Consider the following 23,785-nt stretch of genomic DNA (forward strand, 5'->3'; position numbering starts at 1 on the left):
ATCCTGACCCTGGTCCATGACCATCACCTGAAGGTCGCCGGAGCGGAGCGCGAGGGGGCCCAGACCCGGGAACCCCGCTACCGGGGGAGGCGGATCGCCGTGGTGGTCCCGGCGTACAACGAGGAAGCTTTGACCGGATCTCCCTGGCGCTCGCGAGGGCCTTTGCGAAGTCCCCGTTCTTTAAAGAGGAGAGGGTAGCGTACCCCTTGTAGAGAATGGATCGGTAGACCCAATCGACATCGTGGGTGAGGCAGACGGCGAAGGGCTGGCCGTCAGGGTACTCGGGGCGATAGCCCTGCTCGACGAGGTACCGGGAGGCCCGGGGCACAAAGGGCTCCCGGTGCCTGCTCATGTAGTGGGGAAACCGGTCGTAGCCGTCCCTGAACGTCTCTTCGTACTCCTCTGCGCAGGTGAAAAGGCGCCAGATCTCCGGGTCCCGCTGGAGGATCTCGTGCATCTGCATGGTTGCCTTAAGATGTCATTGGAGGCGTCGGTTTAAGATCGTGTCCATTCTTATCCCCTCTCCCAATCCCCCGGTACGCAAAACCCGCCTCGATCCACGCATCCGGGTCCACGAGGTTGCGCCCGTCCACGATTGCCGGGTGTGCACACCGCGAGAGCTCCTTCACCCGTGCGGGGGAAAGCCCGCGGTACTCCTTGTGCCCGGTAAAGATCACCACCGCGTCCGCGCCGGAAAGAACTCCTTCTAAGTCCCGCGAGAGCCCCGGCGGCGCGTCCGGCGATGTCGCCGGGTCCACCCAGGGGTCGTGGACGGAAACCTCCGCCCCGGCGGCGAGCGCCGCGTCGCGGAACGGCTCTGCCGGCGTGTTTCGCGCGTCGTCGGAGTCGTTGATGAACGCCCAGCCAAGCAACGCGATCTTTGAGCCCGAGAGACTCTTCCCGACCTGCACGAGCGCCGACTCGGTCAGGCGCAGCATGTGCTTTGGCATGAAGTCGTTGATGCCGCGGGCCAGGGTGTAGAGCGACTCCCGGCCGGGAGGATAGTCCAGTTCCCCGCCGATAACCTGCACCCCGCGCTCCAGGTGGTAGGTGTCCTTGGTCAGGCAGTGGCCGCCGACCCCGGCGCCCGGCCAGAGGATCGCCCGGGTGATTCCCTCGCCCTTGAGCGACGCAATACCTGCCCGGACGTCGTAGACGTTGACCCCCATCGCCTCGCAGTAGAGGGCGAGCTGGTTCGCGGCCGCGATCTGCAGATCGCGGAAGGTGTTCTCGGCGGTCTTTGTCACCTCGGCCGCGGTTGCGGTCATCGGGATCACGCGCCCGGTCGTGAGCACCGGCGAGTAGAGTTCCACCGCACGTCTCGTTGAGACCTCGTCGATCCCGCCGACGACCCGGTCGTGCTCCCGGATATTTCGAAGCAGCCGCCCGACCATCACCCGCTCGGGGGCGTGCGCAAGAGCGAAGTCCCTCCCGGCAACAAGCCCGGACTCCTCCTCGAGGATCTCGCGGGCCATCCCGGTCGTCGTCCCCGGGGTGATCGTCGACTCGAGCACCACGAGCATCCCGGGTGTCAGGTGCCGCCCGACGTTCCGGAGGCCCTCCACGAGCGGCGTAAAGTCCGGGAGGAGGTCTTTTTTGTCCTTAAACGGCGTCTGGATCGCAAGAGTCACCGCGTCGCACTCTGCGATCTTTGAAAAATCCGCAGTACATGTAAACTTCCCGGCGCTCACGATCTTTTTCAGTAACTCGGGAAGCCCCGGCTCCTCGCCCTTGAGCGGCGACTCCCCGCGGTTGAGCATTGCGATCTTGTATCCCGATGTGGGCGAGTCCCGCTGGAAGCCGTAGACATGCTTAAAGTGCGGCACGTCCGCAAAGAGCGCGGCCGCCGGGATGCCGACGTAGCCCATCCCGATGACCCCGACCGTCCGGATCGGGCCGCGTCTATCGATGAGTGCTGCAAGGTTCTCGGTCATTGTCTTCATCTCTATTGGTTTTCAGATTCATATTCACTGATGATCGTGGCAATCCGCTCCGCAGCGCGCCCGTCGCCGAACCGGGCCGCATGGCGGCCGCCGCAGCCCCTCGCGGCCGCGGCAACGATTCGATCTGCATCCGTGCCGACGAGGACGTTCCAGCTGTCCTCCAGGGTCTCGACCCACTCGGTGTTCTCCCGCAGGGTCACGCACGGCACTTTGAGGATGTAGGCCTCCTTCTGGACGCCGCCGGAGTCGGTCAGAACCGCCCGGGCGCCGGCGAGGGCGGCAAGCATGTCAAAGTAGGGGAGCGGCTCGATCACCTGGACATTCTCTGCAGGCACAATCCCGTACTCGGCAAGTTTCTTTCTCGTCCGGGGATGGACCGGAAAGATCACCGGTCCGTCCAGGCGCGAAAACGCGCTCATGATCGCCCGAAGTGCCGCAGGATCGTCGGTATTCCCCGCACGATGGACCGTGGCGAGATAGTACCCGCCCCGGGGGAGGTTCCAGCTCGAGCGCTCTTTTGCAAGAGCGAGGTTCTCCTCGAGGGCATCGACCATCACGTCCCCGGTGAGGCGGACGCCCCTCGTGATCCCCTCGGCCGCGAGGTTCTGCACAGCCGTCGCCGTCGGGCAGAAGAGGAGGTCCGATACGTGATCAGTGAGCACCCGGTTCACCTCTTCAGGCATCCGGCGGTCGAAACTCCTAAGCCCCGCCTCGACGTGCGCCACCGGTACGTGCATCTTTGCCGCCGCGAGAGCCCCGGCCAGGGTGGAGTTTGTGTCCCCGTAGACGAGAACGATCCCCGGCTCCTCTTTTGCGATCACCTCCTCGATCGCAGCAAGCATCCGGCCGGTCTGGACCCCGTGGCTCCCCGACCCGATCTCGAGGTGGTAGTCGGGCTCCGGGATCCCGAGATCCTTAAAGAAGACCTCAGAGAGGAGGTAGTCGTAGTGCTGCCCGGTGTGAACCAGGACTTCCTCGTGTCTTTTCCGGATCTCCCGCGAGACCGGGGCGCACTTGATGAACTGGGGCCGGGCCCCGACAACTGAGAGGACCTTCATGCCGCGAGCCTCTTGCAGATCTCCTCGCAGGCCCGGACGTTCGAGTAGCCCTCCTCCGGCGTCACCGGGAAGGGCTTTCCATCACGGGCGGCCCGGACGAATGTCGCTAACTCAATCTTCAAGGGCTCGACCTTGTTCACCAGGAGTTTCTCGATGATGTTCTCCTGGCGGTAGAGCCCGTTCTCCTGCCTGTAAGCCCCGGGTTTCCAGTAGACGTAGACCTCCTGGGTCATGAAGTCGCCCTCGATCGTCCGCTCCTCCTCCTCGATGTAGATCGAACGGATCTTCTTGGAGGCCTTGCGGGAGGTCGAGAGGTAGACCGGAGTCTGCCCGAAGGTCGCGAGCGCCGCAGCGACATCGCCGGTCCCGCTCGCACGGATCGTGCACTCCTGCCCCGGGAAGAGGACGTTGAACGCGACGTCGATGTCGTGGATCATGAGGTCCTCGACGACCGAGGACCCGGTCACCCGTGCCGATGCCGGGTTGTGCCGGTGGAAAGAGACGTAGAGCGGTTCCTTCACGATCCGTGCAATCTCCGTCACGACCGGGTTGAACCGCTCGATGTGCCCGACGCCGACCGTGAGATCCTCCGGGATGAGCCCGATCAACTCCTCGCACTCGGCGGCGGTGAGGCAGAGCGGCTTCTCGATCAGGGTATGCACCCCGGCGGCGACGACCTCTTTTGCTATCTTGAAGTGATATGGGGTCGGGACCACGACCGAGGCGCACTCCACTTTTTCGAGGAACTCCTCCATCGAGCGGCAGACCTCCGCCCCGGTGGCCGCGGCGACCTCCTCGGCGGCTTTGGTATTTAGATCGTAGACGTAGGTCGTCCCGACCTCCTTGAGCTCGGTGTAGACCCGGACGTGGTTCCTGCCCATCATCCCGGTGCCGATGACGCCTGCATCCATGCTCAGATCACCCCGTTGATCGTATCAGCAACATATGCCCGTCCCTCCTCCGTGACCCCCGGATGTACCGGGATCGAGACGACCGAGGCCGCGAGCGACTCCGCGATCGGGCAGGTCGCGGCCCCGGCGTAGAAGGGCTGCCGGGAGAGGGCGATCGGATAATGGACAGCGCAGCCGATCCCGTGCTCGCGGAGGTACGCCATGAACTCGTCCCGGGAGAGCGGGAAGTCTCCGGTGAGCCGGAGGGAATACTGGTGCCAGACGTGGGTCCGTCCGGACGCGACGGATGGGTGCACGAGTCCCGGGGCTGTGATGTGGCTGTTGTAATACGCAGCGTTCTCCTGCCGCCTGCGGTTGAAGCCGTCGAGTTTTGCTAGCTGCACCCGGCCGATCGCCGCGGCGATATCGGTCATGCGGTAGTTGTAGCCGAGTTCGGTATGGAGGTACTTCTCGCTCTGGCCGTGGTTGATGATCCGGCGGAGACGCTCATCGTACTCGTCCGAAGTCGTCGTCACCATCCCCCCTTCCCCTGTCGCCATGTTCTTTGTCGCGTAGAAGGAGAAGCAGGCGAGGTCGCCGAGCGCCCCCGTCCGTCTCCCACGGTACTCCGCCCCGTGGGCCTGGGCGGCGTCCTCGATGAAGACGAGCCCCTTATCGATGCAGATCTCGCGGATTGCCCCGGCGTCGCAGGGCTGGCCGTAGAGGTGGACGCCGATGATGGCCTTGGTCTTTGGGCCGACTTTTTCGAGGACATCGGCCGGGTCGATCGTGGCGGTCACCGGATCGACGTCGGCAAAGATGGGCCGGGCGCCGCACATCGAGACCGAGGAGGCGGTCGCGAAGAACGTAAACGCCGGGACGATCACCTCGTCCCCCGGCCCGACCCCGGCGGCGAGGAGCGCCGCGTGGAGGGCGGCGGTCCCGTTGTTGACGGCAACGGCGTGGGGGACGCCGCAGTAGGCAGCAAACTCCTCTTCGAAGGCGGCAGTGACCGGACCCTGTGCGATCGTGCCGGAGGCGAGGACGGCGAGAACCGCGGCACTTTCTTCGTTTCCAAGCGATGGCTGGGCGATGGGGATGTGCATGTCTCTCACATCACTATTTTCTTGGGTTTGATATACGGGTTTGCTTTTTAAACTGAATGATTTGGTGAAAATCCTTAACACAACCCGCATAAAGGCTGGATTGAGGATACATGAGCCGGTGTTTGGTGATGTTGGAATATCACTGACCCGGTGGTGAGATTGTCGATAATGACGTCGTAATCGCCTGTTAGGGTGTCTGCAAGGTTCGATCCGATGAAACTGACCCCCGGTGACGATGTAGCGCAGAAATGGTTATGGCGGTGGGGCGGTTTAGGGGTTCTGAATGGAATTTAGAAGCTTGGTGTGAGTCTCTCGAGATGCCCCTTTGAGGCTCTCCTTCCGATTTCTAAAATATTCATTGATATTTTCGCTGTTTTCCGAATCAATTCATCAGGAACCGCGAGCACTATACCGCAAAGGTGAGCCACCTGACCTTCTCACCCCTCCCTCCCCCGGGTGGCGGAGCGATCCAGCCCCCGCACCCTCTCCCGCCAGCCGTTATACCACTCGATCATCCCCTGGGGCTCAAGCGCCCTATAAGCGCCCGGGGGCAGGTAGGCCCAGAGGAGGGCCCAGTACTTCAGCTTCCAGAGCCGGCGCGTCCGACACCCCTTCAGGTTTGCCCGGGCGAGATCGGGTCTCCCCGCCTCCAGGTTCCGGAACGCTGTCTGGATCGATCGCGACGCAACGTACTCAAGCAGGTCCTCCCGCAGCGCCGGCGGCACCTCCCCGCCCTCTATCGCCCTCTTCGCCGTGGCCACAAAGACATGCTCCTCGATCGGCTCCCTCCTGCTGCAGGCCCGGTTTAAAGCCTCCTTGTGGTAGACCGCCGTGATCTTTCGGCTGAGGGCGACCGGGTAACGGAGGGCGATCCTGCCCCAGAGATCGACGTCCTCCCCGTACCACGCGGCGGTATTGAACCCCCCTAACTCCACGAGAACCTGCCGGGGGACGGCAACCGCCGATGTCATCACCGGCGGGTCCCCCCGGATCGCGGCCAGGAAGTAGTTCCGGATCAGTCCATCCCGGGGCGCCGGCGGGATCTCCGGGGAGAGCGACGCGACCCGGGTCTTCGATCCCTCCCTGATAGTGTAGCCCGTCGCGTACAGACCGGCGCAGGGATACCTCTCCCGGAGTCCCAGGATGACCTCAAGGTGCCGGGGCATCCACTCGTCGTCGGCGTCGAGGAACGCGACGAGATCGGATGACGCGGCCTCGATCCCGGCGTTTCGGGCGGCGGAGGCCCCCCGCCTTCCAGCGTGGATCATCCGTATCCGGGGGTCCCGAAACCCCCGGACAACCTCCGGGCCCTCGTCGGTCGAGCCCCCCTCGACGACGATGACCTCAACGTCCTCGACGGTCTGGGCGAGGACCGACCGGAGGGTTCCCCCGATGTGCGGACCCTTATTGAAGAGGGGGATGACGACGGAGACCGCGGGCATCTCCTCACACCTCCCCTATCCGGTGCCGAAGGAGCCGCCCGGCCTCGAGCGCCGCGGCCCTGATCCCGGGGAGCCTCTTTTGGAGCTCGTGCTCCACATCTTCCCGTCTCTCAAGAAGGGCCGAGATCTTCTCTACCGGGGCGCTCGTATCGTGCTCCTCGAACGTATGGACATACGACTCATGCCCGAAGATATCCCGGTTGATCCCCCGGGCCTTGATGCTGTAGGCAAAGCTCAAGGTAGGGACGCCCGAGGAGAGGGCCGCGATCGTTGCGTGGGTCCGTGCCCCGGCAAAGACTGCCATCCTGCCGATGATCCACTTCGTCTCTGCGGCGTTGTAGATCGGGGAGATCAGGGTGATATCCTTCTTCCTATCCTCGATCAGCGAGAGCACCCGCTGCATGAATGCATGGTCGTCGGTGTGGGGAATCGGAATTGTGACGTGCGGGATGAGGTAGATGGGGAGATCCGTCCTCTCCGCCACCTCGGCGATGATCCCGGCCGCCATCTTCGCCCATGCCTCGATATCTCCGCCTGTTGTGTACCTTGCCATAAGGGGACTGAGGTTTATCCCGATCGCCTCCCCGTCGATCCCGGGGTCGTTTCGGGGTTTTACGGGGTCCATCAGAAACGCCGGGTCTGCGACTGGATGGACGTTCTCGACAACTCCGATCCGGTTGAGGTACTCGACCGTCATCGACTCCCGGGCGAAGATCCCGGTGACTTCTCGAAGATGGCTGCTCATGTAGCGTTCATACTCGGGGATCGCACTGAACGGGCCGACCGAGGCACCCCAGATGATGATCGGTTTGTTCTTTCGGAGCACGACGTCGTCGAGGTCCGTATACCGCGTCGGGATCCCGTAATCGAGCGAGTAGTTGTCCCCGCCGACGGAGAGGACTGCGTCTGCATCGCCTAGGTAGGGGAGCATCTGCCGGTAGAGCCGGTACTTCAGGGCGTCGGGGCGAAAGATGCGGTCGCAGGCGTAGCCCCAGCAGGAGGGCCGCCAGATATTCTTGATAAACTCCGCCTTCGTCATCCGCCGGTAGGCGTGCAGGTGCGTGATCGCCCCGTCGGTCTCCTGGAGCGACTGCCTGCGGAAGAGTTCCCCATCCGGAAAGAAACTGAAGCAGACGAAACGGGGGTTGTTGAAGTGCTCCCGGAGGATCTTCGTCGTCCCCCGCACGATCGCCTCGCACCCCCGGTTCTCGTAGGGCCCGTTCCCGGCCAGGATGAAGAGGGGCCGCCCGTCGTCATCCACGCCGACCACCCCGGAGGGATTGTAGAGCACGGACCGGAACCCTGATCGCCCGCAAAGCCGCAAGCCGCGCAAGGTCCGGGCCCATTGCGGCCCGGAAGTCCGCCCAGCATCCCTCGAATTCGCGGCTGAACTCCTGCATCCGGTCTTTTGCGGCGATCTCCTGCCGGAGGATGGGGTTTTTCGGGCGTGCCGGTACAACCCGTTTTTCTGGCGCCCGCTCCCCGTTGAGGTGGAGCCGGTACGCCAGGTGCTCCCGCTTGACCGCGACGACCCCGGCCTGGCTCTGGATCAGGCGCTCGACCGGGATGGGTGCGAGAGCGATCCCCTCTTTGAGCGCCTCCCGGACCAGCGGTGATCGCACCAGCACAAGGCTCGTCCCCCGGCTGTCCTCTACGTACTCCGGGAGCCAGGCATCCATGCAGGTTGCATCCGCGCACTCGGCAAAGACGTCGTCGCAGTAGTTGCAGGCCTTGGGCGTGAACCACCGGTTCCCCCAGGCCTCGCCAATCCCCTCTCTCCAGAAGATCTTATGCTCTTCACCGTCTCTGGTCGCAAAAGAGAAGTAGAAGTTGCTCGCCGGCTGGTCCGGGCTCTTTCCCCGGTAGCGGACCCCCACCACCTCCCCCCGCACCCCGGCGAGAGCGGCGGCGTACTCCGTAAACCGCCTGCTCTTTAACTGCCCGCAGACGAGGCCGAGCGTGACGGCGACCCGCTCCCGGAGTTTCTTGTTCTGCTGCTGGGCTAGCCTTATCGCCTTGATAAAGCACGGGAGACCGGTGACGGCATACCGCCCCGGGACCGCGAGGACCTCCCGGATGACCCCCGAGAGCTCCACCGGGTAGTAGGCCGATCCGGCCCCGGTGCGGACCTCTTCGGGGCTCTCAAAGATCCGGAAAGCAAAGATCCTCTCCGGATCTCCGGTGGGGGCGACGCAGATGACGCGGTCGACGATCCCCTCTGAAAGCAGTCTCTCGAGGATCCAGGTCGCAACACCGCCCGAGGCGCTCCTTTGCCGGTGCTCCTCCGAGTAGCCGACGTACGAGGCGAGGTAGTAGCCGGTCTCGGGACGGTGCCGGATCCCCGGGATCGCCCCGTACAGCCGCTCCCCGAGCGTATCCTCGTTCTCCCCGGACCCCGCGAACGGACAGACCTTTGCGCAGAGGCCGCACCCTGTGGTACAGGGGTCCGCCTCCGCGGGGCTGTACTCGCCGTAGCGGTTCCACGCCATGGAGAGGGCCCTCTCCGGGCAGAGGGCGGCGCAGAGACCGCAGCCGATACAGAGGTTTTTGCCGGTCGTGACGGGAGATCCCATGGATGCGCCCATTATGCGGGCCAGGGGTATTATGCCTTCTGCTCCCCGGAGCCTCTAACCCTATATACGCGGAGGTGGTATCAGGTGCGTGTGTCTCCGGAGTTCGCCCACCCCCCGGATTTCAAGAGAGAGTTCTCGCGAAACCTCACATCGAACTTCGCGCTCTTTGCGGTGAACCTCCTCGTGGGGCTGCTCGTCGTACCGTTCTACATCGATACCCTGGGGTTAGCGGCATACGGGGTCATCCCCCTCGCAACATCCTTTACCAGCTACGTGATGCTGATCCTCGACTCCCTGAACGTGGCGATATCAAGGTATCTCACCATCAATATCCAGCGATCAGATCTCTCCGGCGCCACTCGGACGTTCAACACCGCGCTCGTCACGGTCGGGGCATTCGCCCTCCTCTTTGCCCCGGTCGCCGTCGGGATCGCGACCCTCACACCGGACTTCTTCCGGATCACGGATATCGAGCGGACCAGCGTATTCTTCCTCTTTGCGCTGGTCTTCCTCGGGGCCCTCATCACGGCGCTCCGAAGCCCCTTCTCCGCCGTGATGTATGCACACAACAAGATCCACTACAACAACTACATCTCCATCACCTACACGCTTGCGGCGATCGGGATCATCGTGGCGCTCTTTGCCATCGAGACCCCCTCCCTCTCCTATGTCGGGCTCGCCTATCTCATCGCCGCCCTCCTCTCGCTCATCCTCACCATCATCCTCTCGCGGGCCGTCTACAACCGGATCCCCATATCCGCCTCGCACTTCTCGAAATATGAGTTCTTTCGGATCACCGATCTCGCCCGGTGGATCCTCATTGACCAGATCGGAACCCTCCTTCTCCTCCAGCTCTCCCTCATCATCGTCAACCGCGCTTTCGGGACCGCGGCGGGCGGGGAGTACGCCATGGTGATGATCCTCTTCAACCTTCTCTGGTCGATCACGGGCCTGATCACCTCGGTCTTAAGCCCGGTCTACTACACCTACTACGCCCGGCGCTCGTTTGCCACAATCCACGACCTCTCGGTCGTCTCGGTCAAGTGCGTCGGTCTAGCGATGGCTCTTCCCATCGGGCTCATGTCGCTCTTCTCCCCCCAGATCCTCACCATCTGGGTGGGCGAAGAGTTCGCGCACCTCTCGCTCTTGATCTGGACGCTGCTTCTCCCATTGACAGCGATCGTCGCCGTCCGGCCGCTCATCATCAGTTATGCGGCCTACAACCGGGTCCGGGTCCCCGCACTCGTCACGATCGCCGCCGGGCTCCTCAACCTCGTCCTCGCCCTCGTTCTGCCGCGGATCTATGGCCTCGGCATGTACGGTGTGGCGATCGCCTTCATCCTCGCGCTCTGGCTGCGCAACGCCGTCTTCGTTCCCTGGTATGCGGCAAAGGTCCAGGGGGTCCCGGCGGCTGCGTTTTATATGCCGACTATCCCTGGGTTCCTCGGATACGCGGCGCTGGTCGCCGCTGGGTATCCCCTCATATCCATCCTCTCGGTCCCGGCCTCGATCGCCGATATCGCGCTCGTCTCCGCCGCGATATCGATCGTCTACCTCGCGGTAGTCGCCCGGGTCGTCCTCACCGGGCCGGAACGCGACCTCATTCGCTCGGTCCTCCCGTCCCCCATCTCACGGAGGGTCCCGTCCTGGCTCCTCTGACGGGGCGATGGGTGAGGCTTAATTACTCCCGCGATATACCAACCGACCGCTCCATGCGATCGTTTGAGGAGGGAAGGGTCAGCGTCCTTACCCCCTGCTACAACGGCGAAGCGTACCTCGACCGGTACTTCACCTCGCTCTCCCGGCAGACCTACGACGACCTGGAGATCATCGTCGTCAACGACGGCAGCACCGACGATACCGAGGCGGTCTGCCTCTCCTGGAAGGATGAACTCGAGGCGCGGGGGTATGCGTTCCGCTACATCCCGCTCGCGGCCAACCGGGGTGCGGCGGGGGCGATCAATGCGGGGCTCCCGTATGTCACCGGGGAGTACCTCATCTGGCCGGACTGCGACGATGCCCTGATGCCGACCTCCGTAGCAAAGCGGGTCGAGTTCCTGGAGAGCCACCCTGATTACGCGATGGTCCGCTCCGATTACGCGGCGGTCCGCGAGGAGAACCCCGGTGTGGTCGTACGCTATGGGTCTGAGGGGGCTGTTGTTCATAACGAGGATATCTTTGAGGACCTCCTCTTTGAGCGGACCTACTGCACGTCGGGGTGCTACATGGTCCGCTCTGCGGTCCTCTTTGAGCGGATCCCCGCATGCGGGATCTACTGGCAGAACCGGGCCGGGCAGAACTGGCAGCTGCTGATTCCTTGCGCCTACAGGAACAAAACAGGGTACATCGATGAACCGCTCTACATCTACTACATCCGCCCCGAGAGCCACTCGCACCGGATCGAGGGGGAGGAGTACTCCGGCCTGAGAGAGAGGACGTTCCTCCACCAGGAGCTCCAGCGCGAGGTCATCTCCGCCTTCTACCTTCTTGCCGAGGACGAGAAGGCCTGGTACCTCGCCCGGATCGATCGCAGGTACAGTATGAAGAGGCTCAAGTTCGCGCTCCGGTATAACCGGTTTGAGGATGCGACCGCGGAACTTCGGGCACTCAGGCGCCTGGGCGCCGACCCCGGCGCCGTATGGAGGGTGCTCTACCGGCTATGCCGCTTCGGTGCATCTGGAGCGGTCCTTCGGGGCCACTCGCTCCTCTATAGCCTCGCGGACCGTCTCCGCCAGCGGTCCCGGGGAGGAATCCTTTGCCCTGACGACCGGTAGCCCCACCCCAACGCTGATGCCTCCGGGGAATGCACGGTATAAGGTGGAGAGCACCGTCGTCATCATCGGAGGAGGGCCCGCCGGGCTCTTCTGCGGCCTGCAGGCGGCAGGAGTGGGCCGGAAGGTGATTGTTTTAGAAAAAAAGCCGCGACCAGGACGAAAACTCCTGATCACGGGCTCGGGCCAGTGCAACATCACCCACGACGGCGAGATCGCCGACTTCCTCTCCCGTTACGGTGACAACGGGAGGTTCCTCCGGCCCGCGCTGATGAACTTCACGAACCGCGATCTCATCAACTTCTTTGCCGGGCAGGGGCTCGGGATGGAGACCGAGCCCGGAGGAAAGGTCTTCCCGGAGACCCGGAGGGCTGCCGACGTCCTCTCGGTCCTCCTTGCCGGGTGCGCCTCCCGGGGTGTCGAGATCCGGTCCGGCGAACCCGTTCTCTCCGTCGAGCGCGAGGCCGACGTGTTCACCGTCACGACAGCGGCGGGCTCCATCCGGGCAGACATCCTGGTCATCGCGACCGGCGGGGCCTCCTACCCCGCGACCGGCTCGACCGGGGACGGCTACACCTTCGCCTGCTCCCTCGGCCAGCCGACAACGGAGATCGCCCCGGCGCTCGCCCCGGTCTACCCCGAAAACCACCCGTTCGCCGATCTCGCCGGGATATCGTTTGAGAACCTCACGTTCACGGTCTACCGCGACGGCAGGCGGGTCTCCCAGAGGGTCGGCGACCTCCTCTTTACCCATACCGGGCTCTCGGGCCCGGGGGTGCTCGATCTCTCGCGCTCCATCCGGCCCGGAGACGTCGTCCGGGTGACCTTCCTCCCGAACTCGACCGCAGAGGCGGCACGGGAGCGGGTCGTCGCGGCGCTCGCCGCCGGCGGGGCCCGGCAGGTCAAGACCGTTCTATCCGCCCTCCCCCTTCCCGAGCGGTTCGTCAGGCGGCTCCTCGACCTTGCCGGGATCCCGCCGCCGGAGACCTGCGCCCACCTCAAAAAGGATCTCCGAAAGACCGTCGCCGCCTCGATAGCGGAGTTCCCGTTCACCGTCGCCCGGCTCGGGGGATTTAACGAGGCGATGGCGACACGCGGGGGCGTTGCGCTCACCGGGGTCAACCCAAAGACCATGGAGTCAAAGACGATAAAGAACCTCTTCTTCATCGGTGAAGTCCTCGATATCGACGGCGATACCGGGGGCTACAACCTCCAGGCGGCTTTCTCCACCGCGGCCCTCGCGGCCCGGCATATCGCGACCAGGTAATCTCGCGTTGTGCGCTCCATCCCCCCACTTCCTGATGAGGTCGGTTTGAATATTATATCCAGCCTCTACATTTTTTGATTCAAATAGAAATTCTATTATATTGCACACATCATTCAAATTTATTGAGATAATAACGTGGTTTGGAGCACGATTTGCACGATCCTTCTCCTCTCCGTCATCGCATCCGAGGGAGACCTCATCTACGATGGCGGATGGTCCGGCGACGCCGGCGCGACCGACTTTGAGGCTCCGGTCGACCGGATCGCCGCGTTTGCACAACCCCCCGAGACCCCCTCCGATGAGGACTTCGTCGATCGGGTGAACAGGATGACGGTCTCAAGCGTCGACGGCGCCCCCCGCTTCTTCCCGGTCGGGCTCGACGCCACCCTGGCCTACGGGGTGGGCGACTGCACCGACCTTGCGCTCCTCCGGACCGAGATCCTCCGTCGAAACGGCATCGCCGCCCGTCCGGTCCACGGGATCATGATCTGGGATACGAAGACGTTTCGGACCAACGCCCTCCACGTCACGATCTTCGGCAAGGGCATCGCCGTCCACGACTGGGTCGAGCTCGAGGACGGCCGGACGATGGGGGCCTACGAGGGTGTTCCCGGGATCCGATGCATCAAGACCGGAAACGGGGTCTGCCTCCAGCCGGTCTTTAAGGTGATGGGCTACCTCTGATCGGGGCTGCGGGAAGGTTCAATATCGGGTGCGTCAAACGACCAGTATGAGCTTGCTTGCGGGGCTTCTTGTCCTGATCCTGGTGATCGTCGTCGCGTACCTCCTCTACAAGGTCGTCAAGAGCGTCTCCACCCTCATCATCAACGCCGTCGTGGGGGTGATCCTGCTCTGGCTCATCAACCTCCTCAATCTGATGAGCCTCTTCGGCAGGCCGGATGTCCCGATCAACATCCTCACCGTTCTGATCTGCGCCATCGGCGGATTATTCGGGGTCGTCCTGACTGTGGTGCTCCACCTCCTCGGGATACCGCTGACGATCTAGGCCCATTGTGCGATTGTCCGGGTGAGATCCTCGACCGCCGGGCTGAATCGCATCCCCTATTCTTTCGGGAACCCGTCGGGCAACCGTTATGGCACTTCATCCCCACGAGCGCTGAGAGGAACGTTCATATCCCCGGCAAAAAAACCTCTGGTCATGCATGAGTACGGCCCCGGCATCGTCGGCGAGGTCCGGTTCGCCCGCCTGGAGGGGGGTTACTATGTCCAGCTCTACGACCGGGAAGGCAACCCCGTCGGAAAGACCGGGCTCTGGAGGACCGAGGCGAAGGCCCGCGAGGCGGCCCGGAAACTCGCGGAGAAACTGGCCAGGAAGTGACTCACCGTTCCCGGGGGTGCCTTTCTGCGTAGCGGACGAACCCGGCGATGCACCGGTTGTACGGCGTCGCGATCCCGTGGCGCTCCCCGAGCCGGGCGATATACCCGTTGAGGAGATCGATCTCCGTCCGGCGGCCCCGCTCAAGGTCGTAGTACATCGAGGGGTAGACCGCGGCGAAGTCCGGCACCTGCACGGAGAAGAGGTACTCGAGGTAGTCGTCGGCGGTCGCCCAGGGGAGCCTGACCCCCTCTGCCGCGGCGACGGCGTAGGTCTCGCGGACGAGCCCGATCACGGTCTTCCGGATATCCGCATCGGCCGCCACCCCGACCGGGGCGTGAAGGAGGGCAGAGATCGGGTTTACGGCGATGTTTAAGAGGGCTTTCGCCCACTTGCCCGAGCGGATCTCGGGATCGGGCTCGACCGTGATCCCGGCGGTTCGGACGATCCCGATCAGGCGGTCGAGGGCGGCGCCGTCGCCGGACCAGATCCCAAAGCGCATCGGGGCGCTCTCGCTTAAGACCCGGACGTGTCCGGGGGCGACGACCGAGAAGTTCGTCGTCACGGTCCCGCCGATGACGGTCCCGGTGTACTCCGCGATGATCTCCTCGTTTCCTATCCCGTTCTGGAGGCTTGCCACCGGCAGGCCCCGGATCACGCGAGCGTACTCCTCGCAGATCGACCGGGTATCGGTGCCCTTTGCAGTGACGATGACGAGATCGACCTCGGTCGTGATCTCATCCGGTCCCGTGACGGGGATGATCCCCTCGACGGCCCCGTTCCCCCAGATCCCCTCCATCAGAAGACCCCGGTCCCGGATCGCATTGGCATGCACCGGCCGGCAGGCCGCATAGACCGTCGCGACGCGGGCAAGCCTCCCGGCGAGCGCAAGGCCGACCGCCCCCGCGCCGAGGACCAGGATGGTCGGGCGTTGTAACGATTCCATCTGCTCGTTGTCCATATTGGGTGTTTGGACTGATAATGGTGCGGCAGATGACAACTTGCGAACGCTTTTTGTCCCGGGAACCGAGATCCCCTACCGGATGAAGTACGTCACGAAGGCCGACGGCAGCCGGCAGCCCTTCGACCGGAAGAGAGTGCGGCGGACGCTTGAGAACTTCGGACTCGATCCGGAGGACGCCGACCGGATCGCCGATGATATCGAGGAGGCGGTCCCGGACGGCATCCGGACCGCGGCGGTCCTTCGGATGATCCGGACCCGTGCCCGGGCCGTCCGCCCCGCCGTCGCGCATCGGACAAACCTCCGGAGAGCCCTCGCCCTTCTCCGCCCAAAACCTGATTTTGAGGAGTTTGTGCGGATCCTCCTCCGGGAGCACGGCTACCGGGTCAAGGCCGGGTGCGTCCTTGCCGGGCGGTGCGGGGAGCACGAGGTGGATGCCATCGCGCAGAAAGACGGCACCACCCTCTTTGTCGAGGTAAAACACCACGTGAGTTACCACCGGATGACCGGGCTTGACGAAGGACGGATCGCCCGGGCGATCGTCGAGGACCTCCAGGAGGGGTTCCGCTCCGGGCGGTGCATCGTCTCGATCGACGGCGCCCTGATCGTCTGCAACACCAAGCTCTCCGAGCACGCAAAACGCTACGCGACCTGCCGGGGGATCGAGCATATCGGGTGGGACTACCCGGTGGAGAGGAACCTCCGGACGATGATCGAGGAGACGCAGTCCTACCCGGTGACGATCGTCTCCGGGGTGACCCGGTCAGTCACCGCGAAGCTCGCCGCCGCCGGGATCCTCACGGCCAAAGCGGTCGCCTACGGCGATGCGGCGACGATTGCCCACGATAGCGGGATCCCGCTCCAGGAGGTCCTCCTGATCGCCGAAAGGGCGAGAAAGATCCTTGAGCCGGAACTACGCCGCCCGCCCGGCTAGCCAGATCACCAGAAGGCTTGCCACAGAGAGGCAGAAGTAGATGGAAAAGAGCGCCTGCAGACTTGTGAGGAGCAGAGGGACGGTCTCTTCGGTGATCGCCATCCCGCCAAAGTTGAGGGCGAAGGCGACGATGGCGACTGCCATGCTCGCGGTCATCCCAAGAAGGCGCATCGTCTCGACGAGCCCCGACGCCACCCCGTACATCGCCCGTTCGGCCGCCCCGATGACGAGTGTGTAGACCGGGGGCTGGAAGAACGCGATCCCCACTACAATGAGCACCAGTGCCAGGACCGGGACGGCTACGGGCGTTGCCGGACCGATGAAGGAGAGGGCGGCAAAGCCGGCAATCGTCATAGCAGCACCGGCCATCGCGACCAGGTGCGGACTTATCCGATCCGAGAGCCGGCCGGTATACCCGACCAGGGATGCCGTGACCAGGCTTGTGACGAGGAAGATGCTCCCGGCCAGCCGGGCATCGAACTCCCGGACGTACTGGAAGTACAGGCTGAAGAGGTAGACGTATGCGGATCCCGCCGTGCTATAGACCAGGACGGCGGCGTTTGCAAGAGCGAGCGGCCGGTTGCGAAGGAGGGTGCGGATATCAAGGAGCGGATCGGCTGTCTTGGTCTCGTGGACGATGAAGGTGCCGAGCGATGCGAGGCCGGCGGCAAGAGCCGCGGCGCCCTGCACCGCTGGCAGGAGGGAGAGCCCGACCATGAGAAGGAGGATCGTCGTCGTGGAAAGAGCGATGCCGAAGAGATCCGGGCGCGTCCCGCGTGATAGAGCGCACTCGCCCCTCAGGTGGCGCCGGATGATCCCGGCGGAGAGCAGGGCGACGGGCGGCGGCACGAGAAAGAGCGCCCGCCAGGTGCTGTAGTAGGCAAGGAGACCGCCCGCAAGGAACCCCAGCGCGAACCCGCCGAAGCTCGCGGCGATGTTGATCCCGAGAGCCGCCCCCCGCTCGTCTTCCGGGAGGATAAGCCCAAGCAGGGCAAACGACGTTGCAAAGACCATCGCAGCCCCGACTCCGGCAAGAAATCTGGCGCCGATGAGGATGGGTGCCGTTGGAGCGAGGGCGGCGGCGAGGGCGGCGATGAAGTATACGGCAAGGCCTAGGGAGAAGATCCGTTTCCCCCCGTAGATATCGGCGTTCCTCCCGAACGGGATGAGAAACATTGCTGCGGCAAGGAAGAAGGCGGTCGGGATCCAGCCCAGGATCACCGGGTCTGCCGCAAACTCCTCCCCGACGGCCGGGATTGCCACGAAGAGCCCGGCGACCATGAACGGTGCAAGCGAGGACCCGAGCGCGACTGCGAAGGTGGTATACCGCCGCTCAACGGGAGACAGCATCCCCGGAGAATAGGCGGAAGGGGTAATTAACCTGCGGGAGCGGACCCGCCGATAGCCCGGAGCTGCTCTTCTGTCGGGTTGATGAGGACGATCTCGGGCTGGCAGTTGAACCGGAGGTCCACTCCGGCAAGGTTTGAGCTGCAGATCCCGCGGGAGATATACGTCGGTGTCCTCCCGTCGGCGTCAAACATTCCGGCAAGCTCGACGACGCCGAGGTCGTTTAACTGCGCAATGACCGGGAAGAGGAACTGGCCGCCGTGAGTGTGCCCGGCGAGGATGAGGTCGGCGTCCCAGTCGGCCCGGCAGGAGGGCTCGTGGATGAGGTAGAGGGTGAAGGCGTCCGTCTCCGGCACCTCCGGCGGGTCAGCCATCCCGGCCCAGCCGTCGTCGACCCCGACGATGACGATCTCCTCATCCCCGACCGGGACTAGGACGAACTCGTTCCTGAGAACGTGGACCCCGTTCTCCTCAAGAGCTGCGGCGAGTCCGTCGGCAAACGCGGTATCGGCGGAGCCGTCGCTCAAGCCCGAGACGTCGTAGCCGGCGGTGGTGACGTTCGCCGATGTAGAGACGGCAAGCATCCTTTCGACGCCCCCTGTGCCGTCGATCCCCACCCGGTAGTCATGGTTCCCGAGGACCGCGTACGCCGGTGCATCAAGCGACCGCCAGACCTCCTGGGCGGCGAAGTCCTCTTCCTCGCCGGTGACGAAGTCCCCGCCGATCAGGACGAGCGAGGGGTTCAAGCGGTTGATCTCGGCGATGACGCTGCGGACGTGGTCGATGTTCGATGGCTGGACATGGGGGTCGGTGATATAGACGATGCCTTCGGGAGCCCCCTCGATATTGAGGACGGTCACCTCGACGGCCCGCGCCTCCCAGGCCATGTAGCCGGTCATGGACGGGAGAAGAACGAGCATGAATACTGCAAGATATCGTACGTCTGGAGCCTTCAGATTCACTGCCTTTTATTCATCACTCATGAATAATATATGATCCGCCTCTCAGGGATTGGGGCGGATCACCGACTTCGGGCCAGTTCGGCCGGTTCGGGCGAGATATCGGCCGGCTCGAGTTTGGAGGACGGGTCGGCGAAGAGCCGGATAAACTGGTGCCTCTCTTCCTTTGCGAGGGTGATCGCGGCGACCCCGGCGGCGATCACGGCGCCGATGAGGTCCATGACGAAGTCCATCATGGTGTCCGTGTTCCCGTGCTGAAGATCGGTGCCAAAGATCTGGTCGGCTGCAAATTCGTAGATCTCCCATATCGCTCCTGCAGCGAGGGTTGAGACCAGGATGAAGACGATGATCGCCGTTCTATTCAGCCGGATGTCCCCCCGGTATTCGGCAAGGATCGCGAGGAAGAAGGCGATGAGCCCGACGGTTGCCGAGGAGATGAGGTGGGTCAGTTTGTCGTAGTAGGGCGCGAGGGTGACGTAGTACTCGCCGACATGCCCCATGACGTGGAGGTAGAGGGAGAGGGCGATAAGGAGGTTGACCTCCCAGGGGAAGCAGAGGCGCAGGTTCCGGGTCACCAGGGTGGGCGCCATCGTGAGAAGGAAGGCGATCCCCGAGGCGAACCCGAGGAAGTACTCCCCCGCCATGATGCTGGAAGCTACGGCAAGGAGGATGAGCCCCTGGATGAAGTAGGTCAGGTATACCCCGCGCGACGGGGACGGGCAGGAGGTCATGGGTGTGCTGAGTTACTGGTCGGGCAGATACATAATCGTCCCGGTGGCCGTCTCGCGTGACTGGTGCATCGCTCCCCGGCCGGTCGGGGTGGCTGCCCCATGGACCTCTGCCGGGCAGGGCAACGGCTCAACCGGCGCGGGTCTGCCGGCTGTTGAGGTTGCCCGTTCGTTTCCAGGAGAATAGTTGATAAGCTAGCAGGTCTATAAATTGGACACACAAGTGACCAAACATTCTGGACCACGGGGTTGATGAACTGACAGAATCTACAAAGCGTAAACCCGAATTCGAGGATGAGGACGGGGAAGGAGGAGAAGTAATCCGCGTCCGCCTGCCCAACAAGAGGAATCGGGAGATGTTTGGGAGCGCCGAACTGATGCTGGGCGCGAACCATATCAGGATCCGCTGTATCGATGGTGTGACGCGCACCGGGCGGATCAAGGGTAAGATAAAGAAGAAAGTCTGGATCCGGGAAGGCGATGTCCTGATCGTCGTCCCCTGGAACTTCCAGGATGAAAAGTGCGATATCATCTACCGCTACACGAAACCCCAGGTGGAGTGGCTCCGGAAGAACCGGTACCTCTGATATCCTCTTTTTTCTCTCTTTGCGCCTGTTCCCCTCCCTCTACGGCCGGGGACGTACGAAGTCCCCGCGGGTCGCAATACCAAGCCTTGGTACCCGAGGCGGGGAGATCCACCGGGGTCAGATCCCGAGGATCTGGATGGTATACTCTTTTATGACGAGTTTATCCACCCCCGAGAGGGTATAGGTATCGCCGCCAGCGTTCTGCATCCCGACGTTCGAGGTGAGGTAGTTCCTCCAGGCGGTCGAGTGATCCCTTGATGGGTCGTTGTTGTACGTAACCAGGACGGTGGTGTCAGGACTCGATACGGGGATGACGGTTGTATTCGCTAGGTTCATCCTCACCGTCGCCATCCCGGACCTGGCCATCGGTTTGTCGGTAACAATCTTCATGATATAGGCGACGAACGTTCCCGTGGAGTTATCGTAGAACCACCGCGGCTCCGCAAGCATCGCCGAGCCTGCCGTCCCCTCCTGGCGTGTCACCACCGCCCCGTTCTCGAGGGTGATCACCTCGCTGCCGCGGTCGGAGTGAAAGATCATGGCGCCGAGGAAGTACTCTCCAACGGGGACCCCGTTCGCCAATATCTCGATGGATACCGGGTAGTCGCTTGCATTGATCACCTCAAGCGTTCCCCCGGTCACCTGGAGCGACGACTCCTTGTAGGGGACGTTCTTGAAACAGAGACTCTTTTGGTCGTTCTGGAGGACGATCATCGCCCGCTCCATGTTCTTTATGTCGGTGCTGCTCTGTTCTTTAATGAGCACCGGGTAGCCGTAGAGCGTGACGAGCCCGATCCCGGTGATGACGATCCCAAGTATCAGGATGAACCCGACCGCCTCTGAGACCGCCTCCTCATTCACCTTCATGGTTCTCTTCCTCCCCTAAAATCCTCTGGAGTCGTACCGGATCATGTTCCACCCCGCGCCGGTGGTGTTGCCGGCAACACCCTTCGTCGCCCCGACCCCGGCGATTGCAACCCTGCTCTTGATGCTCCCGCCCTGGACCTCGATCGCCTGGCTTGCGCCCTCCATCGCGACGTTCACGAAGTAGTCGCGCCCCGCAACCTCGTCGGGGATGTCGAACCTCGTCTCGATCGTCCCGTTTCCGGGCGCGATGACGTAGAGGTCCACAACCCGGGTGCTGACCCCGTTCCCGATATCCACGAAGGCGTGGTAGCGGAGCCTGTCGGCCGGCCCCTCCATCAGGACGGCGTTGACGACGAAGATCATCACGATCATCAGGACGAGCAGCACCCCGGTGATGATGATGTACTCCATCAGCCGGGTGACGCCTTCCTCGTTCATCGGTTCAGTAATACACCCTCTCATCGTACTTCGTCACCCCGTTGTTGTAGTGAATGGTCACCGGGTAGAGCAGGCGGCCGGAGATGTTCTGTGGGCTCTCCACGTCAAAGTCGACCACGGCATTCTTCCGTTCGAGGGAGATCGCGATGATGTCCTGGCGAACCGCCTGACTGCTGTGATTGTTAGCATTGCCAAAACGGTCGACGTAGTCGAAGATCGCCTCCCGCAGGTCTCTGATATCGTTCTTCGGGAACTCAAGCACCCCCTCCGCGGTCGTCTGCCCTACAAGCGCCGACTGGTTGATGATCAGCGCAAGGAAGAAGATCCCGACCGCGACGAGGAGGCCCATCAGGACGATCCACTGCCCCTCCTCATTCATGCACGCCATAGAAGCACCTCCACGAGGACGGCTTTCGGGCGGTCGTTTGGCATATCTGTGGGCATGCCGGCGGGCCTCGTTGTTGGCAGCTGCACCCACCGGGTCACCCGCACCGTGTTCTCGCGCCCGGTCCAGGTATTGTCGTCGGGCGCAACAAACTGGTGTTCTCGGATCTCGCCCCCTGAGCGGTAGACGACGACGGCGCTCATATGCAGGTTATCGAGGTCACCGCTCGTCGTTGCGTTGCAGTAACTCAGGAACATCTTCTTGAATTCGTCGCCGTTGTTCGTATTGACGAAGTTCTCCAGATCGCTCTTTGAGTCTCCTGCAGTGTCCGGCGTATCCATCATCGCGAGGACGTCGCTCCCGAGCTGCTCAAGTTGCATATCCGGGATGTGCGTGTCGCCGGTCGTGTAGATCCCCGTCGTGCTGACGGCGATGTATGCCGCAAGGAGCATGATGATCCCGGCCGCGACCCCCTCCATCGTGTAGAGCTGCCCCTCCTCGCTCACCATATCGCCACCTCCAGGACGGCGGGCTTGAGGGGCGGCGGGGTGGCGTTCTCGTAGTTGTAGAGGTACGTCCCGCCGATGTTTGTCTTGTTATCAAAGGTGAACCGGATATCCAGGATGCTGTTCTGGTCAAGGGTGAACCGCGATATCGCCTCCGGCTTTAATACGAACGAGATGCTTGAGGTGACCGGTCTGTTTGGCGTGAGGTTGCACCCCTCACCATCAATTCGCAGGGTGTAGATGTTCGGATCCATCGCTTCATACGAGAACGGGATCAGGGTGAACCTCGGGTTCGGCCTTGCCGTATCCATCTTCCAGAACCTCACGCTCGTTAGTGTGGCGTCGGATGCGGTTCCATTGAGATATGCATCGAAATCCCTGATCGTCACGCTCACCGGCTCCGTCCGCGGGTCGATCCGGTAGGCCGGGCCGATCGACGGGTCGAGCAGTTCCCGAAGATCCAGCCGGACGGTGAACTCCCGGGTGGTGGTGTTCTGCCGTTCCGCTACCGGGATGAGGTATCTTGGTGCAAGACTTCCGTCGATCACTGCCGCTCCCGGCTCTTTGATCTTCACCACCCGGCGGATGTAGCCGTGGCCGGGAGGGAGTGGCTCGCCGGTGCTATTCTGGTAGGCCCCGTCAAGGCTCCGGATCGAGATGTTGTAAGAATAGGGGTAATCGCCGAAGATCGCCTTGCTGCGGTAGTCCCCGGCGGTGAAACCTGAGTCGAAGAATCTCTCGATCTTCGTCGAGAGGAGGACGTTCGGGGTCTCTCTTGAGACAGAAAACCCCATCCGCTCGATCTCGTCCGGGTTCCCGGCCATCTCCCAGGGCGGATAGGCCGGCCAGCCCGGATCCTCGGCGAGGATCACCCCCGTCCGGTAGGCGACCGCATCGTAGTCGATGCTGCTGCTCCCAAGCCCCGCAAGCAGCCCGGGGACCATGCTCACCACCATGATCAGCGCGAGCAAAAAGATCGTGAACCCGGCGAGGAAGTCCAGCGACATCACGCCGTCTTCATCCCTCAAGCGATCGCCTCCCCGGTATCGGCCCGGAACGAGAACCTCTCCATCCCGGTATCCGAGCGGACCGTGACGGTGTAGACCTCGCGGGCAAGCGCGATATCGACCGTATCGGCACCGCCCCGCTCCAGTGCTGGGGCGAGCACGCCGCCTCTCTCCGCGAGGAGATCCTCGGGGAGAAGGATCTCGTCGAAGAGGATCTCATCCTCCGGCAGGGGGGCCGCGAGCTTGACCTCCTGCCAGCCTGAGATCCCGAACGTGAGCCAGCGCACCTCCCCGCCGTCCCGAAGACCGAGGATCCAGGCGGAGGCCCGACCGTCGAGGTCCACCCCGGTCCCGATCACCTGGTGCAGCGTCGTGTTGGTGAGGTTCAGCCTGCCCTCGGCAAGGAGAAGATCGAGGTCCGCAAGAGCCCCGGTGAGGGTCCTGGGCCCCTGCGGTTCGGCCTCATTTACGGGCGTGATCCCTTCACCGCCGTCATCGGGCGGCGGAGACGGACCTAGACAACCGCACGCGGTGCAGAAGATACAGATCGCGGCAAACAGGGCCAGGAAGCCCCAGGGGACTCTCATCTAAAGCAGATATACTCAATGATATATAAATAACCATCCTTCTTGTTTTTCAAAAATTTGCCTCAAAAAATGGATATTAGGAACAAGAAGTCG

26 protein-coding genes and 1 pseudogene are annotated in these 23,785 nt (G+C 63.1%); 9 read left to right on the top strand and 18 right to left on the bottom strand.

The window, feature by feature from the left end:
* The 8 genes and pseudogenes from MCUTH_RS03235 to MCUTH_RS03270 all read right to left on the bottom strand — a co-directional run.
* A pseudogene (locus tag MCUTH_RS03235) lies at positions 1 to 463 on the bottom strand (hypothetical protein); the annotation flags it as partial.
* 7 nt (positions 464 to 470) lie between these two features.
* Entirely contained in the window at positions 471 to 1,934 is a 1,464-nt protein-coding gene (locus MCUTH_RS03240; protein WP_066956864.1) for a nucleotide sugar dehydrogenase, read from the bottom strand.
* Between the two features lie 11 nt (positions 1,935 to 1,945).
* Entirely contained in the window at positions 1,946 to 3,001 is a 1,056-nt protein-coding gene (gene wecB, locus MCUTH_RS03245) for a non-hydrolyzing UDP-N-acetylglucosamine 2-epimerase (protein WP_066955500.1), read from the bottom strand.
* Entirely contained in the window at positions 2,998 to 3,912 is a 915-nt protein-coding gene (locus MCUTH_RS03250) for a Gfo/Idh/MocA family protein (protein WP_066955502.1), read from the bottom strand. The genes wecB and MCUTH_RS03250 overlap by 4 nt, the downstream gene beginning before the upstream one ends.
* A 2-nt stretch (positions 3,913 to 3,914) precedes the next feature.
* On the bottom strand, positions 3,915 to 4,997 hold the full coding sequence (locus tag MCUTH_RS03255; protein WP_066955504.1) for a DegT/DnrJ/EryC1/StrS family aminotransferase: 1,083 nt from the start codon (positions 4,995 to 4,997) through the stop codon (positions 3,915 to 3,917).
* Between the two features lie 437 nt (positions 4,998 to 5,434).
* A complete protein-coding gene (locus MCUTH_RS03260; protein WP_083524747.1) occupies positions 5,435 to 6,439 on the bottom strand; it encodes a glycosyltransferase family 2 protein in 1,005 nt (334 codons plus the stop codon).
* Positions 6,440 to 6,443: 4 nt separating this feature from the next.
* Positions 6,444 to 7,700 (bottom strand): polysaccharide pyruvyl transferase family protein, encoded by a 1,257-nt coding sequence (locus MCUTH_RS03265; RefSeq protein ID WP_066956867.1) that lies wholly within the window; start codon positions 7,698 to 7,700, stop codon positions 6,444 to 6,446.
* Positions 7,693 to 9,012 carry a Coenzyme F420 hydrogenase/dehydrogenase, beta subunit C-terminal domain gene (locus MCUTH_RS03270; RefSeq protein ID WP_150468757.1) on the bottom strand — a complete coding sequence of 440 codons (1,320 nt, stop codon included), beginning with the start codon at positions 9,010 to 9,012 and terminating at the stop codon, positions 7,693 to 7,695. The genes MCUTH_RS03265 and MCUTH_RS03270 overlap by 8 nt, the downstream gene beginning before the upstream one ends.
* A gap of 84 nt (positions 9,013 to 9,096) precedes the next feature.
* On the opposite strand from MCUTH_RS03270, the gene MCUTH_RS03275 reads away from it, so the two are divergent.
* The 6 genes from MCUTH_RS03275 to MCUTH_RS03300 all read left to right on the top strand — a co-directional run bounded on the left by MCUTH_RS03275 (position 9,097) and on the right by MCUTH_RS03300 (position 14,389).
* Complete coding sequence (locus tag MCUTH_RS03275; RefSeq protein ID WP_150468756.1) at positions 9,097 to 10,671, top strand: lipopolysaccharide biosynthesis protein; 1,575 nt, start codon at positions 9,097 to 9,099, stop codon at positions 10,669 to 10,671.
* A gap of 11 nt (positions 10,672 to 10,682) precedes the next feature.
* A complete protein-coding gene (locus MCUTH_RS03280; RefSeq protein ID WP_150468755.1) occupies positions 10,683 to 11,786 on the top strand; it encodes a glycosyltransferase family 2 protein in 1,104 nt (367 codons plus the stop codon).
* Positions 11,787 to 11,829: 43 nt separating this feature from the next.
* The gene (locus MCUTH_RS03285; RefSeq protein WP_150468754.1) at positions 11,830 to 13,050 is read left to right on the top strand and encodes a BaiN/RdsA family NAD(P)/FAD-dependent oxidoreductase; all 1,221 of its coding nucleotides are present in this window, start codon (positions 11,830 to 11,832) and stop codon (positions 13,048 to 13,050) included.
* A 135-nt stretch (positions 13,051 to 13,185) separates the two neighbouring features.
* On the top strand, positions 13,186 to 13,734 hold the full coding sequence (locus MCUTH_RS03290; RefSeq protein WP_066955518.1) for a transglutaminase-like domain-containing protein: 549 nt from the start codon (positions 13,186 to 13,188) through the stop codon (positions 13,732 to 13,734).
* 46 nt (positions 13,735 to 13,780) lie between these two features.
* On the top strand, positions 13,781 to 14,056 hold the full coding sequence (locus tag MCUTH_RS03295) for a pro-sigmaK processing inhibitor BofA family protein (RefSeq protein ID WP_066955521.1): 276 nt from the start codon (positions 13,781 to 13,783) through the stop codon (positions 14,054 to 14,056).
* A gap of 153 nt (positions 14,057 to 14,209) precedes the next feature.
* Entirely contained in the window at positions 14,210 to 14,389 is a 180-nt protein-coding gene (locus MCUTH_RS03300; RefSeq protein ID WP_066955523.1) for a hypothetical protein, read from the top strand.
* A 1-nt stretch (position 14,390) separates the two neighbouring features.
* On the opposite strand, the gene MCUTH_RS03305 is transcribed toward MCUTH_RS03300, so the two are convergent.
* Positions 14,391 to 15,332 carry a ketopantoate reductase family protein gene (locus MCUTH_RS03305; protein WP_066956870.1) on the bottom strand — a complete coding sequence of 314 codons (942 nt, stop codon included), beginning with the start codon at positions 15,330 to 15,332 and terminating at the stop codon, positions 14,391 to 14,393.
* Positions 15,333 to 15,387: 55 nt separating this feature from the next.
* Between MCUTH_RS03305 and MCUTH_RS03310 the strand changes: the two genes are divergently transcribed.
* Entirely contained in the window at positions 15,388 to 16,281 is an 894-nt protein-coding gene (locus MCUTH_RS03310; protein ID WP_224732839.1) for an ATP cone domain-containing protein, read from the top strand.
* On the opposite strand, the gene MCUTH_RS03315 is transcribed toward MCUTH_RS03310, so the two are convergent.
* The 3 genes from MCUTH_RS03315 to MCUTH_RS03325 are packed head-to-tail and all read right to left on the bottom strand — an operon-like array spanning position 16,261 to position 19,318.
* Positions 16,261 to 17,631 (bottom strand): MFS transporter, encoded by a 1,371-nt coding sequence (locus MCUTH_RS03315; protein ID WP_066955526.1) that lies wholly within the window; start codon positions 17,629 to 17,631, stop codon positions 16,261 to 16,263. The two genes, MCUTH_RS03310 and MCUTH_RS03315, sit on opposite strands and share 21 nt — an antisense overlap.
* Before the next feature lie 26 nt (positions 17,632 to 17,657).
* Positions 17,658 to 18,590, bottom strand: a complete 933-nt coding sequence (locus MCUTH_RS03320) for a metallophosphoesterase (protein WP_224732838.1) — start codon at positions 18,588 to 18,590, stop codon at positions 17,658 to 17,660.
* A gap of 59 nt (positions 18,591 to 18,649) precedes the next feature.
* On the bottom strand, positions 18,650 to 19,318 hold the full coding sequence (locus tag MCUTH_RS03325) for a hypothetical protein (protein ID WP_066955532.1): 669 nt from the start codon (positions 19,316 to 19,318) through the stop codon (positions 18,650 to 18,652).
* Here MCUTH_RS03325 and MCUTH_RS03330 point away from each other — a divergent pair.
* Both MCUTH_RS03330 and eif1A read left to right on the top strand, forming a co-directional pair.
* A complete protein-coding gene (locus MCUTH_RS03330; RefSeq protein WP_066955534.1) occupies positions 19,317 to 19,502 on the top strand; it encodes a hypothetical protein in 186 nt (61 codons plus the stop codon). The genes MCUTH_RS03325 and MCUTH_RS03330 overlap by 2 nt on opposite strands.
* 70 nt (positions 19,503 to 19,572) lie before the next feature.
* A complete protein-coding gene (gene eif1A, locus MCUTH_RS03335; protein WP_083524748.1) occupies positions 19,573 to 19,902 on the top strand; it encodes a translation initiation factor eIF-1A in 330 nt (109 codons plus the stop codon).
* A 117-nt stretch (positions 19,903 to 20,019) separates the two neighbouring features.
* On the opposite strand, the gene MCUTH_RS03340 is transcribed toward eif1A, so the two are convergent.
* From MCUTH_RS03340 to MCUTH_RS03365, 6 genes are read right to left on the bottom strand one after another with little or no spacing between them, the layout of a single operon-like run.
* Positions 20,020 to 20,769 (bottom strand): DUF7289 family protein, encoded by a 750-nt coding sequence (locus tag MCUTH_RS03340; RefSeq protein ID WP_066955540.1) that lies wholly within the window; start codon positions 20,767 to 20,769, stop codon positions 20,020 to 20,022.
* A gap of 15 nt (positions 20,770 to 20,784) precedes the next feature.
* Complete coding sequence (locus tag MCUTH_RS03345; RefSeq protein WP_066955544.1) at positions 20,785 to 21,207, bottom strand: hypothetical protein; 423 nt, start codon at positions 21,205 to 21,207, stop codon at positions 20,785 to 20,787.
* 4 nt (positions 21,208 to 21,211) lie between these two features.
* Positions 21,212 to 21,595 (bottom strand): hypothetical protein, encoded by a 384-nt coding sequence (locus MCUTH_RS03350; RefSeq protein WP_066955547.1) that lies wholly within the window; start codon positions 21,593 to 21,595, stop codon positions 21,212 to 21,214.
* Entirely contained in the window at positions 21,583 to 22,101 is a 519-nt protein-coding gene (locus tag MCUTH_RS03355; RefSeq protein ID WP_066955550.1) for a DUF7288 family protein, read from the bottom strand. The genes MCUTH_RS03350 and MCUTH_RS03355 overlap by 13 nt, the downstream gene beginning before the upstream one ends.
* Complete coding sequence (locus MCUTH_RS03360) at positions 22,095 to 23,126, bottom strand: hypothetical protein (protein ID WP_169795895.1); 1,032 nt, start codon at positions 23,124 to 23,126, stop codon at positions 22,095 to 22,097. The genes MCUTH_RS03355 and MCUTH_RS03360 overlap by 7 nt, the downstream gene beginning before the upstream one ends.
* The gene (locus MCUTH_RS03365) at positions 23,123 to 23,692 is read right to left on the bottom strand and encodes a beta/alpha barrel domain-containing protein (protein ID WP_066955556.1); all 570 of its coding nucleotides are present in this window, start codon (positions 23,690 to 23,692) and stop codon (positions 23,123 to 23,125) included. Before MCUTH_RS03365 ends, MCUTH_RS03360 begins: the two co-directional genes overlap by 4 nt.
* Between the last annotated feature and the right edge of the window lie 93 nt (positions 23,693 to 23,785).

The organism is Methanoculleus thermophilus (assembly GCF_001571405.1).
GTDB lineage: Archaea > Halobacteriota > Methanomicrobia > Methanomicrobiales > Methanoculleaceae > Methanoculleus > Methanoculleus thermophilus.

Excerpts from the sequence above, each read along its gene's own strand:
- MCUTH_RS03240 (WP_066956864.1), bottom strand. The coding sequence starts at position 1,934 with ATGACCGAGAACCTTGCAGCACTCATCGATAGACGCGGCCCGATCCGG.
- wecB (WP_066955500.1), bottom strand. The coding sequence starts at position 3,001 with ATGAAGGTCCTCTCAGTTGTCGGGGCCCGGCCCCAGTTCATCAAGTGC.
- MCUTH_RS03250 (WP_066955502.1), bottom strand. The coding sequence starts at position 3,912 with ATGGATGCAGGCGTCATCGGCACCGGGATGATGGGCAGGAACCACGTC.
- MCUTH_RS03255 (WP_066955504.1), bottom strand. The coding sequence starts at position 4,997 with ATGCACATCCCCATCGCCCAGCCATCGCTTGGAAACGAAGAAAGTGCC.
- MCUTH_RS03260 (WP_083524747.1), bottom strand. The coding sequence starts at position 6,439 with ATGCCCGCGGTCTCCGTCGTCATCCCCCTCTTCAATAAGGGTCCGCAC.
- MCUTH_RS03270 (WP_150468757.1), bottom strand. The coding sequence starts at position 9,012 with ATGGGATCTCCCGTCACGACCGGCAAAAACCTCTGTATCGGCTGCGGT.
- MCUTH_RS03295 (WP_066955521.1), top strand. The coding sequence starts at position 13,781 with ATGAGCTTGCTTGCGGGGCTTCTTGTCCTGATCCTGGTGATCGTCGTC.
- MCUTH_RS03300 (WP_066955523.1), top strand. The coding sequence starts at position 14,210 with ATGCATGAGTACGGCCCCGGCATCGTCGGCGAGGTCCGGTTCGCCCGC.
- MCUTH_RS03305 (WP_066956870.1), bottom strand. The coding sequence starts at position 15,332 with ATGGAATCGTTACAACGCCCGACCATCCTGGTCCTCGGCGCGGGGGCG.
- MCUTH_RS03315 (WP_066955526.1), bottom strand. The coding sequence starts at position 17,631 with ATGCTGTCTCCCGTTGAGCGGCGGTATACCACCTTCGCAGTCGCGCTC.
- MCUTH_RS03330 (WP_066955534.1), top strand. The coding sequence starts at position 19,317 with ATGGGTGTGCTGAGTTACTGGTCGGGCAGATACATAATCGTCCCGGTG.
- MCUTH_RS03325 (WP_066955532.1), bottom strand. The coding sequence starts at position 19,318 with ATGACCTCCTGCCCGTCCCCGTCGCGCGGGGTATACCTGACCTACTTC.
- MCUTH_RS03340 (WP_066955540.1), bottom strand. The coding sequence starts at position 20,769 with ATGAAGGTGAATGAGGAGGCGGTCTCAGAGGCGGTCGGGTTCATCCTG.
- MCUTH_RS03345 (WP_066955544.1), bottom strand. The coding sequence starts at position 21,207 with ATGAACGAGGAAGGCGTCACCCGGCTGATGGAGTACATCATCATCACC.
- MCUTH_RS03350 (WP_066955547.1), bottom strand. The coding sequence starts at position 21,595 with ATGGCGTGCATGAATGAGGAGGGGCAGTGGATCGTCCTGATGGGCCTC.
- MCUTH_RS03355 (WP_066955550.1), bottom strand. The coding sequence starts at position 22,101 with ATGGTGAGCGAGGAGGGGCAGCTCTACACGATGGAGGGGGTCGCGGCC.
- MCUTH_RS03365 (WP_066955556.1), bottom strand. The coding sequence starts at position 23,692 with ATGAGAGTCCCCTGGGGCTTCCTGGCCCTGTTTGCCGCGATCTGTATC.